Genomic DNA, 12,663 nt, shown 5'->3' with positions numbered 1-12,663 from the left:
TGCAGTAAAATCAATACTTTGGAAAATAACGAAAGATTCTGTCTTATTTTGTCGCTTTTTGTATACCATGCAATAAATTGCGCGGTACGCAATTTATTGCATGCTATTTTTTGCATGGTCATACTTTTCTAGCTTGTAATATAAATTTCGAACGGAAATTCCTAACGCTTTTGCAGTTTGTGTTTTATTCCCATCAAATCTCTCCAAATATTCATAAATAATATTCCCTTCAAACTCTGTCACTAAATGTTCAAGTGGCTTTTCTTCTAATTCAGGTAATAAATGAGATTGCTTTGACTCCACCTGCTCTTCGTTATGTAATGGCGGTAAATGGTGTACATCAATATAGGTCTCGTTATAATTCATAAAGATAATAGCTCTCCCCAAAATATTTTCAAGTTCCCTCACATTTCCTGGCCATTCGTATGATTGTAAATATAAAACGGCTGAATCAGTGAGCCCTTCTACATTACGACCGTAATCTTGATTAATTTTTTGAATCAATCTGTCCGCAATTGTCGGTATATCTCCTTTACGTTGACGAAGAGATGGAATTTGAATTGGAATTTTATTTAATCGATAATATAAATCCTCCCTAAACTTCCCTTCTAGAATAGCCTTTTCTAAATTCACATGTGTCGCTGCAATTACTCGAACATTAATAGGTATCGCTTTCGTTCCACCAACTTTTACAATTTCTTTTTCCTGCAATACACGAAGGAGTTTCGCTTGTGTATTTGCAGACAACTCCCCTATTTCATCTAAAAAAATACTACCGTTATTCGCTTCCTCAAAGAACCCACGTTTCCCGCCTCTTTTCGCTCCAGAAAACGCCCCTTCCTCATAACCAAATAATTCACTTTCTAACAACGTCTCCGAAATGGCCGCACAGTTTACACGGACGAACTTATTGTATTTTCGATTACTTCCATTATGGATTGCATGTGCAAACAATTCTTTACCAGTCCCAGATTCCCCGCGTAACAGTACTGTTGCTGGTGTATTCGCTCCTAGCTTCGCCTGTTCGATAGCTGCCGTTGTTTCATCTGAATTTCCGACAATATCATCAAATGAATATTTCGCTTCTAATGTACGAATAATTTGCCTTGCTCTATTCAATTCATTTGTTAATTTTTGAATTTCCGACACGTCACGGATAACACCGACGCTTCCTTTCAATATTCCATCCACAATAACTGGTGCTACGTTTACAATTACATCTCGCTTTTTTTGCCCAATCTTCATATGTATTCCGCGCACCGCACGACGCGTTCGAAGTACTTTCATATGCATACTTTCGCCTTCTACAATATCAGTTGTAGCAGGCTTCCCAATAATATCTTCTTCTGTTAAACCCGTTAATTTCGTATATGCTGGGTTAATGACTAAACCTCTTCCTTTTTCATCCACAACCGAAATCGCTTCTTCAGATGAGTTAATAATTGCCTCTAATAGTGTTTGAATTTCTTTTAAGTCTGTAACTTCTTCCGCAAGATCTACAACTTCTGTTATATCTTTAAAAATTGCAAATGCCCCTTGTACCTCTCCTCCTTCTTTTAATATCGGAATACGCGTTGTAATAATTTTCTTTCCATTCTCTAATGTCAGTTCATAATTTACTTCTATTTGTTTCGTACGTATAATGCGAAGTAATTTACTAGTTGGAATGACTTCTAAAATATACTTTCCTATCGCCTCTTCTTTTTTATATCCGATAATACGCTCTGCACTTTTATTAAAAAGACGAACTTGTCCCTCTCGATCAATTACAATCATGCCGTCATGTGTAGAATTTAAAATTAATTCTCCTTGTTGCGTCTGTTCCTCTAACCGCCCAATTAGCCCTTCCTTCTCATGCGCTAATCCTGTAACAATTTTTGCGATATCACCTGGTATAAGAAGAGTGTCTTTTTTCTTTTTTTCTAATAAAACTTTATGTACATCATCTTCACCTGTCATATCAAATATTACATCGATATGCATAGAAAGAAATGGAGTTACACTTTCTCCAATTGTAATCCCGTATTCCTTAGCAATTTGTAGTCCTTTTGCCAACGGATTTATATCAATAATCCCTATAATTTGAAATATATTCGAACTTTGTAACAGATTCAGCAGCGCGCTCCCGCCTTCACCTGCACCAACAATTAATACTTTTTGTTTCATATATTACACTTCCTCTCGAAGTAACTCTGCAATTTTTTTCACACCCTTATCTTACTCGTTCAGCACCCTCTTGACAAACCCCCTTTCCGTATAACATCATTAAAATATACGAAATAATCTGAAAAGGAGCGTTATGTATGCAGCGTTACGTTGCTCTACTATTAGCACTCATCCCTATTTCATTAGCTGTGTTTGGTATAAAGTTAATGAGAGATACTGTATTCGGGATTCCATTTCCACCAATTTCCATACTGTGGTTACAATTTTTAATCGGCGCTCTCTGCTTCGCGCTCGGGTTTTATATCTTTGGTGGCTTCGTCTTGCACCGAGATCGCAAACGAAATAAAGTACAAGCTCGCTTTAGAAGATAGGAATGCCCCACTATTTATAAATAAAAAAATGAGACCGTTACACGCGGTCTCATTTTTTTATTGGCAATAACGTTCTTGCCGTTTCAGGGTAATCAGTAATAATCGCCGATATATTCATATCAAAATATTTACGCATAAGCGTTTCTTCATTAATTGTATAAGGGCGAACTTCTACACCACTTTCCATCGTTAGTTCGGCAATAGCATCTTGAAGATAACGATAATTCGGATGTACTGCTGTAGCCCCCATTTTTTTCGCGTATGCCCACGGACTATGCAAACCTTCGCGATATAAAATTGCTGTTTGAATATCAGGAGCCATCATATGGCACCGTTTCATACTGTAGTGATTAAACGAAGAAAATATAACACGATCCTCTAGACTAAATTTCCGTACAAGCGTTATAACTTCTTCCTCTAAACCTCTGTATGGAATTTTATTATTTTTAAGTTCAATATTAAGTAGCAAACTCGTTTGTTCAAGCCATTCTAATACCTCTTCTAAAAGTGGTATTTTACAAAAACCTACTTTATCACCAAATTTATAACTTGCATCTAACTTGCATAAGTCCTCATATACATAATTCCGAACCGCACCTTTTCCATTTGTTGTCCGGTCCACCGTTTCATCGTGAATGACGACAACTTTTCCATCTTTCGTTAATTGAACATCAAGTTCAATTCCATCCGCTCTAAAAGACTCAGCTGCTTCAAATGAAATCATTGTATTTTCTGGGTACGTTCCAGCCGCACCACGATGTGCAAATATAAGAGTCATCCTCACTCCCCCAATCTTATGCTATACTATACGAAAAAGGAGGTACTTCTATGAGACCATTACAAATCTCTCCAGATACTGCAGTCCGCTTATCAAAAGCACTAGGTGTTCCACTTGAACAACTCATGCATATGCCGCAGCACATTTTAATTCAAAAACTAGTTGAATTAGAAAAACAAAATAAAGACGAAGAATAATACAGTCCTGTTTTTTGCAGGACTTTTTATTATTTTCTATTATATCACGGATGCCTTTCCTACTAAAATCCTTTAACAGATGTACTACGATGTGATTTAGCCGTTCCTTCATCATTTAATAATGAATCACATCTTTTCTTTTTTGTTACACGTCATAAAGAAAGCAGACCATTTATTTATAAGTCCCCATTGCGTCCTAAAAACACGATCATAAAAAACTAGAAGCCCTTTATATTGTTTTTTATTGAACGTGCGGAGCATCCCCTGATTCGTATAGTTCTTTCGCTTTTTCCTCCCCGAATGTAGTTAAAATATAATGTTGCTCTTCTAACGCATCCATTGCTCTAGTTGCTTTACAAACGCTATCTTCTTGAGCATCTGAGAAATAATTGTGATCTTCTACAATTTTACTAAAATCTTTTTTCGCCCATCTATCAGCAATTGCTAAAAGTTCATTTTTCTTCGCAAAGCTACTCTTATTTATAATTTCTTTTAATTTTTTAGTATTACTTTGAATCATTGGGATAGAGCCCGATTTTCGTTCTGCCACCACTTTTTGATGAGTCATGCGATGCATCGCTGTAATGACTTCGCTTTCAGTAGAATTTTCAGTAACATACACATCAACAACGACCCCATCTACCTCTCTACCTACTATTGTTTGGTCTTCTTTTTTATCTATTTGAGCACTCACTTCTTTATCTACGGGATTATCTGCAAGTTCTAACATTCCAAATGTAACTGCAATAGCAAGAACTCCCATAGCTGCTACTATTCCTAGCCAAGTTGAAATTTTATTTTCCATTCCCCTTCTCCCTATCTATATCTATTTTATTGCCTTATAAAAAACTCACTTACATGTAATATTACTAAAAATAGGTTTTATTTTCCATACTATCAAATAATCTCTTTTTCTCAACAAAATAAAAAGACCAACGAATTATAACATTCATTGGTCTTTAAATAAAAAGTTCATTGGTTTTAAATTTGATATCGAGTATCAATTTCAAGAATTATTAAGCTTTACTAAAGCTTAAATCCCTTACTACTTTTACTCTCAACTAGCTTTATGTTCAAGTCTCAGCTTATCCGCAACCATTGCGATAAACTCAGAATTCGTAGGTTTTGCTTTTGACATGGATACTGTATAACCGAATAAGGACGAAATAGAATCAATATTCCCACGGCTCCAAGCTACTTCAATTGCGTGACGAATTGCGCGCTCCACACGGCTTGCTGTTGTATTATATTTCTTTGCGATATCTGGATACAATACTTTCGTAATCGATCCTAATAATTCGATATCATTGTATACCATGGAGATTGCTTCTCGTAAATACATATATCCTTTAATATGAGCGGGTACACCAATTTCATGAATGATACTCGTAATACTCGCATCTAAGTTTTTCGGTTTTCCATCTACTGTTGTGGCTGATCGGAATGATGGTAGTGGACGCTTAATCATAGTGTTTGCTTTACCACTCACTTGACGAATATGACTCGTTAAATTCTCCATATCAAATGGTTTTAATATGAAATATGAGGCACCTAAGTCAACTGCTTTTTTCGTCACATCTTCTTGGCCAAATGCTGTCAACATAATTACGCTAGGCTGTTTTAACCTTTCAATATGTCGCATTTTCTCCAATACAGCTAAACCATCTAAGTGTGGCATAATAATGTCTAAAACGAGTACATCAGGTTGCTTATCTGTTAATAAGTTTAAACACTCTTGACCATTATAAGCAGTACCGATTACTTCCATATCATCTTGAGCGGCTACATAGCTCTCTAACATTGATACTAGTTCTTTATTATCATCCACAAGACATACTTTAATTTTCTCCACAGCTTTTCCTCCCTTACCGAATCGATTCTCCGACATGTGTATCCTTCTAGGCTACATGAATTGTTCGACAATTGTGTGAAAATTCCCTTTTAAAGTTTCTTACTTTCCGATAAAATCACAAAAAAATATGTTTATCGTTCATTTATTCCCTTTCGCAACACATTCCATCATAGAAATACAACGAAACGTTCAACCCTTTCCTTTTATTTTACAACAAAAAACACCTCTTGCGGAGCTTTTACAAAATTTCAACGAATTTTTCAACAGAAAAAGCGAGCTAATAATATATATTAGCTCGCTTTTTTCTCTTGATCATAAATATTAATTCCAGCTTGATGTAACATCCATTCAATATGAACACCATATCCTGATGTTGGATCATTTACAAATACATGTGTAACAGCACCAATTACTTTTCCATTTTGTACAATTGGACTTCCGCTCATTCCTTGTACGATACCGCCCGTTTTCGCTAATAGACGTTTATCTGTTACTTTTATTACCATACCCTTTGTGGCTGGGAATTTTTGCTGCACTGTACTAACAACTTCAATATCAAACGCTTCTACTTTATCTTGATCAATAACTGTTAATATTTTTGCCGGTCCTTCTTTTACTTGATGAGATAATGCGATAGGCATTGCTTTATCCATTATACCGTTTTTCATATTCGTATTTAATTTTCCAAAAATACCATATGGACTATTAATTGTAATATTGCCAATCACTTCACGGTCTGGTGAGAATCTTGCTAATTTCTCCCCTGGATTCCCATGACTACCTCTTTCAATTGATGTAACTGTCGAGCGCATAATTTGTCCATCTTCGACTTGAATCGGCTTTTTCGTATCATTATCAGAAATAACATGACCAAGTGCCCCATATTTCATAGAATCTGGATGAACAAATGTCATCGTTCCAATTCCAGCTGCCGAATCACGGATATACAAGCCAATTCGATAAGACGATTCACCGTTGTCTTTTTGTGGAGTTAGCTTCGTACGAATATATTTTCCATCTCTTAACAATACAAGATTAAGCGGTTCACCTGTTTCTCCACTATTATGAATAAACGGTGCTACATCACTCATTCTTTCAATTGTTTTACCATTAATTTCAGTAATCATATCTCCAATTTGTACACCTGCTGTTTCACCAGGAGATATTTTACCTTTTTCAGTTTGAATTAAATGATGGCCTACAACAAGTACACCTTTTGTATTTAATTTCACACCAATTGATTGTCCACCTGGAATCACTTTAAAATCTTTTAACACTTTCACATTTACTTTTTTCACTGGAAAACCAGCAAGCTGAAATACCATATCAGCTTCACCATTTTGATGAGAATTTACCATAAGTCCTTGTTTTTGTTCATTCGAACTCACTGTAAATACATGACGATTTGTGGATGAAGCTTTGAAAACTGGTAATGATGATATTTCTGATTGTTGTCCTTCAAAAACAACAAGTTGTTTCGGTGATGAAATAAACGTTCGAAGCGGTTTAAAACATCCAATAAAAACTAAAGAAACAAGGAGACAAAGACCTATTATTTTTCGAAATTTTTCTAATTTCAACTTGTTCACTCTCCTCGCTCCTACCCCACATTCAGCCTCTTGGCTTCACTTTTTAATCTCTCCTTGCAGTGCTTTATTTATAACCGGAAGAATTAAGAAATCGTCATTTGAGAAAAAAAGCTATCCATTACTGGATAGCCTCTGCTGTCTGTTTAAAATGATGCGCTTGCGTAAGTAATTCTTTCGCATGCTCTGTCGTTAAATCTGTGATTTCCACACCAGAAATCATTCGAGCTATTTCTGTTACTTTATCCTCCATAGTTAAAACAGTAACTGATGTAATTGTCCGATCATTCGCTACTTGTTTTCGAATAAATAAATGTGAATCTGCCATTGAAGCTACTTGAGGTAAGTGCGTAATACAAAGTACTTGCGAGTTTACTGATACTCGATAAATTTTTTCCGCAATAGCCTGTGCGACCCGGCCACTTACACCCGTATCCACTTCATCAAAAATAACAGATGCAACCCCTTGATGCTTAGAAAAAATGCTTTTTAAAGCTAAAATGATACGAGATAACTCTCCGCCAGAAGCAACCTTTGAAAGTGGTTTTAGCGGCTCTCCTGGGTTCGTTGAAATATAAAATTCCACATGATCGTAACCATCCGCCGTAAGTCTTACCGGCGCACCTTCCACAAGGGGCTCTTCTGCATTTCCTTCTCTCTTCATAATTCTCACTTCAAATTTCGTTTTTTCCATATATAATTCTTTTAATTCCTGATGAATTGCATTTGTAAGGTGTTCTGCAAGCTCATGACGCATATTACTTAACAACGTTGCTTCTTTCATAATAACACTTTCTAATTCCTTCAACTGTTTCTTCGTCGTTTCAATATGAACGTCTTTATTTTCAATCGTAAAAATTTCCTGTTCAATTTTATCAGCATACGCTAAAATCTCTTCTACATTATTTCCATATTTTCTCTTTAGCATACGAATTTCATTCAAACGTGTTTCGATTTCATCTAAACGATTTGGATCATATTCCATCATATCGAGCTTTTCCCTCAGTTGATAGGCAACCTCTTCTAATAAGTAATAGCTATTTGCAATTGAATCATGATTCTCTTGATACACTTCATCTAAATGTGTAATACTTTCCATTTGCCCCATTGCACTTCTTACATTATCTAATCCTTGTCCGTCGGCACTTAAAGAACGATATGCATCACCTAACGCTTTATAAATCTTTTCAAAATTAGAAATTTGCAATCGTTCCTCAGTTAATTCATTTTCTTCATCCATCTTTAAATCCGCCTTGCGAATTTCCTCGTGCTGAAATTGAATTAAATCTAAGCGATGTGCCATTTGTTGCTCATTTTCACTTAACGATTTCAATTGTTTTTTTAATTTTTCATAGTCAGCGTATACGTTTTGATATATGTCTAATTGTTTAACGATTCGATCCCCATCAAAGTGATCAAGCATAAACAGATGTCGTTCTTCATTCATTAAATCTTGCGTTTCGTGCTGTCCGTGAATATCAACAAGTGTTTTCCCAATTTCTTTTAATATGCTAAGTGTAACAAGCTTCCCATTTACACGACATACACTCTTCCCGTTCGCAGCAATATCACGCTTTAAAATAATCATACCATCTTCTATTTCTATATCTAACTCTTCTGCCTTTTCAATACATGGATGCTTCTCATCTTCAACATAAAATAGCCCTTCAATCTCAGCCTTTTCTGTTCCATATCGAACAAATTCTGCTGACCCACGGCCACCTACAAGTAAACTAATTGCATCAATAATAATCGATTTTCCGGCCCCTGTTTCACCGCTTAAAACCGTTAAACCTTTTTGAAAAGAAATATTTAATGCTTCAATAATAGCAAAGTTTCTAATCGATAATTCCGATAACAATGCCCCATTCACCTCGTTATAAAATAATCCCTTACTAAAGGATTTTCTCAGTTCTTCATTCAAATAATCATGCTATATATTTGTATGTATATACTCTTCTAACCCGCTTCATTGTACCAAACATTTGTTTTACGGGTCAATCCATCTATTTTTTAACTTTACGCAAACAAAATATTATATTACAATTGAAAATTCATATTTTTAACCAATAAAAATATCTTGTTCACTTTCCACTTTACGATGGAAAGCAAACAAGATTTTTTGTTACAACATATTTAAGAAACGATCAGAGACAACACCTGTATCGTCAGGTGTACGGCAAATAATTAAGCAAGTATCATCACCACAGATGGTTCCGATGATCTCATCCCACTCTAAATGATCAATAAGTGCTCCAAGTGAATGAGCGTTACCAGGCAATGTTTTTAGCACAAGCATATGTCCTGCTGTGTCTAATTTCACAAATGAATCCACTAGATTTCGTTTTAATTTTTGTAACGGGTTAAATCGTTGATCTGCTGGCAAGCTATATTTATAGCGCCCATCATGTAATGGCACCTTCACTAAGTGCAGTTCTTTAATATCGCGCGATACTGTTGCTTGCGTTACATTAAATCCCTCATTACGTAAAATATCAACTAATTCATCTTGTGTTTCAATTTCTTTGTTTGCAATAATTTCCCTGATTTTAATATGGCGCTGACCTTTATTCATACATTTGCACCTCACACTATCTCTTACCATAGTTTAAACATTGGTATACTTCACTTATTTATGTTAACTTATAATTCGTTTCTTGTACACAATTGTTTTTACAATCATTATACAATTACAGCAAAAAGAGGAACAACATATGTTATTCCCCTTTCCCTTTTTGTTTTAGAACGTCATGCGCTTCTGTAACAACTTGCTCTATAGAAATCGGAGAATGATTTTCGCCATTCTCACGTTCACCATGCCATTTCAGATGAATTAAAAATTCAATATTACCATCCCCACCCGTAATTGGTGAGAATGTTAAACCTTCCACATCATAGCCTTCTTTTAAAGCAAACTCGACAATCATTTCTACAACAGCTTCATGTACTTTTCTATCACGAACGATACCTTTTTTCCCAACTTGCTCTCTTCCAGCTTCAAACTGCGGTTTAATTAACGCTGCTACATCTCCGTTAGGCATAAGCATTGTTTTTAAAACTGGCAGTATAAGCTTTAATGATATAAATGAAACATCAATACTTGCAAATTGAGGTAAACCACGTTCTAAGTCTGCTGGTGTCACGTAACGGAAGTTTGTTCGTTCCATTACAACAACACGCTCATCTTGACGTAATTTCCACGCTAGTTGATTGTATCCTACATCTAATGCATAAGATAATTTCGCTCCATTTTGAAGCGCGCAATCTGTAAAGCCACCAGTTGATGAACCAATATCTATCATAACTTTATCTTGTAAATCAAGATGAAATGTCTCTAATGCCTTTTCAAGTTTATAACCACCACGACTTACATACGGCATAACTTGTCCCTTCACCGTAATCTCAGTATCTTGCGAGATTTTCTCTCCTGGCTTATCAAGTCTCATCTCATTTGCATATACGAGTCCGGCCATAATGGCGCGCTTTGCTTTCTCACGCGTTTCTATAAGTCCTCGCTCTACTAATAGTACATCTACTCTTTCTTTTTTTACGCTCATTTGTTACGCCCTTTTTTGTTTTGATGGAATCATTGTATGAATACGGTCTACAACAGCATCTGTCGTTAAACCAATTTCTTCTAATAATTTTGTTACACTTCCGTGCTCTATGAAGCGGTCTGGAATACCCATTCGTTCAACTAATGCACTATGGTAACCATTTTCAGATGCAAATTCAACTACTCCTGTTCCAAAACCACCGATTAAACAAGCTTCTTCAATCGTTAAAATCGGTATATTCTTTCCTAGAAGATCATGTAAATATGCTTCATCCATTGGTTTAATAAAGCGAGCATTCACTACTTTCACTGAAACCCCAGCTTTTTCAAGACGCTCAGCTGCTTCCATTGCCATTGGTATTGTCGTACCAAATGTTAAAATAGCTGCTTGTGTACCCTCTTTTAACGTCTCCCACGTACCGATTGGAATCGCCTTTAATTCTTTATCCATATGAACGCCAAGTCCATTACCGCGAGCATAACGCAATGCGATTGGTCCATCTTCATATTGCATCGCCGTATAAACTAAATGTTGCCCTTCATTTTCATCTTTCGGCATCATAAGCACCATATTCGGCAAGTGACGTAAGAATGAGATATCAAATACGCCTTGATGCGTTTCACCATCTGCTCCTACTAATCCCGAGCGATCTATTCCGATGAAAACATTTAAATTTTGGCGGCATATATCATGAACAACTTGGTCATATGCTCTTTGTAAAAACGTTGAATAAATCGCTAAGAATGGCTTCATTCCTTGCGTTGCCATACCTGCTGCCATTGTTGTAGCATGCTGTTCTGCAATACCTACATCAATCATACGATCTGGGAATTCTTTTTGGAATTTCTCAAGTTTTGATCCAACAGGCATTGCAGGTGTAATTGCTACGATACGCTCATCCGCTCTCGCTAGCTTAAGTACTGTTTCACTAACGACAGCACTCCATGCTGGTGCAACTTCTTTCGGCTTAACGAAGTCACCTGATTCAATTTTATAAGGTCCTGTTCCATGCCAAGTTCCAATAACGTCACTCTCAGCCGGTTTATAACCTTTTCCTTTTTTCGTAATAACGTGAACAAGCACTGGGCCTTTTGTTTTCTTTGCATATTGCAACGTTTCGAATAACTTTTCATAATCATGCCCATCGACTGGACCTAAATATGTAAAGCCTAACTCTTCGAAAAAGACACCAGATACTAGTAAATATTTAAGACTATCTTTTATTTTCTCTGCTGTCGCAGCCACTTTCCCGCCAACTGCTGGGATTTTCTTTAATATATACTCTAATTCATCTTTTACCCAGTGATATTTTCCTGCGGTACGTAAACGACCGAGCACATTATGAAGCGCACCAACGTTTGGTGCAATTGACATTTCATTATCATTCAAAATAACAATCATGTCTGTTTTTTCATGTCCAATATGGTTCAATGCCTCTAAAGCCATTCCGCCTGTTAAAGCACCATCTCCAATAATTGGTATAACATATTCTTTCGTTTTCTTTAAATCACGTGCCAGAGCCATTCCCATTGCAGCCGATAACGAAGTCGAGCTATGACCAGTTTCCCATACATCGTGCTCACTCTCGCAACGTTTCGGGAAACCACATAGACCTTGATATTGCCTTAATGTACCAAACTCTTTCGCACGTCCAGTTAAAATTTTATGTACATAGGATTGATGTCCTACATCCCATAAAAATTTATCTTGCGGGCTATCAAATAATTTGTGCAGAGCAATTGTGAGTTCTACTACACCTAAATTAGGTGCAATATGTCCACCTGTTTGAGAGAGCTCTTCAATTAAAAACTTACGAATATCCTCACTCAATCCCTCTAGTTCACTGATAGACATATCTTTCAAAAAACTAGGGTTTTGAATTTGCGTTAGATCCACATGGATCACTCACTTTCATTTCATAATCTGTCAACATGTCAAATATTATAAAAAACATTTACACAAAACAAGAAATTCTCTTTTCTATTTTTCGTCTTGTCCCGCTATTAACCAGTCTATTGCGCCCTAATCCTATTATAAACCATATTTCTTTAGGCGATGAAAAAAATAGCCGCTAACACGAAGTGATAACGGCAATGTAATCTACATATATTTTTGCCAATAACAAGAAAAGAAAAACCTTTTCCTACATTTATATC

General features: G+C 36.1%; 11 protein-coding genes. 2 read left to right on the top strand and 9 right to left on the bottom strand.

Features of this window, described 5'->3' with window-relative positions; translation table 11 throughout:
• Positions 1-93 precede the first annotated feature (93 nt).
• A complete protein-coding gene (locus ES895_RS03105; RefSeq protein WP_087875716.1) occupies positions 94-2,166 on the bottom strand; it encodes a sigma-54 interaction domain-containing protein in 2,073 nt (690 codons plus the stop codon).
• Between the two features lie 137 nt (positions 2,167-2,303).
• Between ES895_RS03105 and ES895_RS03100 the strand changes: the two genes are divergently transcribed.
• Positions 2,304-2,537 carry a DUF2627 domain-containing protein gene (locus ES895_RS03100; protein WP_016111657.1) on the top strand — a complete coding sequence of 78 codons (234 nt, stop codon included), beginning with the start codon at positions 2,304-2,306 and terminating at the stop codon, positions 2,535-2,537.
• A gap of 49 nt (positions 2,538-2,586) precedes the next feature.
• Here ES895_RS03100 and ES895_RS03095 read toward each other — a convergent pair whose 3' ends face one another.
• A complete protein-coding gene (locus ES895_RS03095) occupies positions 2,587-3,315 on the bottom strand; it encodes a glycerophosphodiester phosphodiesterase (RefSeq protein WP_000172580.1) in 729 nt (242 codons plus the stop codon).
• Positions 3,316-3,365: 50 nt separating this feature from the next.
• Between ES895_RS03095 and ES895_RS03090 the strand changes: the two genes are divergently transcribed.
• Positions 3,366-3,512: a YycC family protein gene (locus tag ES895_RS03090; RefSeq protein ID WP_001247671.1), complete on the top strand. Its 147-nt coding sequence runs from the start codon at positions 3,366-3,368 to the stop codon at positions 3,510-3,512.
• A 241-nt stretch (positions 3,513-3,753) separates the two neighbouring features.
• On the opposite strand, the gene ES895_RS03085 is transcribed toward ES895_RS03090, so the two are convergent.
• The 7 genes from ES895_RS03085 to dxs form a co-directional block, all read right to left on the bottom strand.
• Entirely contained in the window at positions 3,754-4,317 is a 564-nt protein-coding gene (locus ES895_RS03085) for a PRK06770 family protein (protein ID WP_135238158.1), read from the bottom strand.
• Between the two features lie 252 nt (positions 4,318-4,569).
• A complete protein-coding gene (spo0A, locus tag ES895_RS03080; RefSeq protein ID WP_021727703.1) occupies positions 4,570-5,364 on the bottom strand; it encodes a sporulation transcription factor Spo0A in 795 nt (264 codons plus the stop codon).
• Between the two features lie 290 nt (positions 5,365-5,654).
• On the bottom strand, positions 5,655-6,953 hold the full coding sequence (gene spoIVB, locus ES895_RS03070) for a SpoIVB peptidase (RefSeq protein ID WP_002000940.1): 1,299 nt from the start codon (positions 6,951-6,953) through the stop codon (positions 5,655-5,657).
• A gap of 118 nt (positions 6,954-7,071) precedes the next feature.
• Complete coding sequence (gene recN, locus ES895_RS03065; RefSeq protein WP_000947765.1) at positions 7,072-8,811, bottom strand: DNA repair protein RecN; 1,740 nt, start codon at positions 8,809-8,811, stop codon at positions 7,072-7,074.
• 264 nt (positions 8,812-9,075) lie between these two features.
• Positions 9,076-9,525, bottom strand: coding sequence for an arginine repressor ArgR (gene argR, locus ES895_RS03060; RefSeq protein WP_001032580.1), 450 nt, complete (start codon positions 9,523-9,525; stop codon positions 9,076-9,078).
• Positions 9,526-9,667: 142 nt separating this feature from the next.
• Positions 9,668-10,507 (bottom strand): TlyA family RNA methyltransferase, encoded by an 840-nt coding sequence (locus ES895_RS03055; protein WP_000111874.1) that lies wholly within the window; start codon positions 10,505-10,507, stop codon positions 9,668-9,670.
• 3 nt (positions 10,508-10,510) lie between these two features.
• Complete coding sequence (gene dxs / locus ES895_RS03050; RefSeq protein WP_000366454.1) at positions 10,511-12,403, bottom strand: 1-deoxy-D-xylulose-5-phosphate synthase; 1,893 nt, start codon at positions 12,401-12,403, stop codon at positions 10,511-10,513.
• Positions 12,404-12,663 lie beyond the last annotated feature (260 nt).

The organism is Bacillus sp. 007/AIA-02/001 (assembly GCF_004634455.1).
GTDB classification, from domain to species: Bacteria; Bacillota; Bacilli; order Bacillales; family Bacillaceae_G; genus Bacillus_A; species Bacillus_A cereus.
This window is presented reverse-complemented; position numbering and strand designations above follow the sequence as displayed.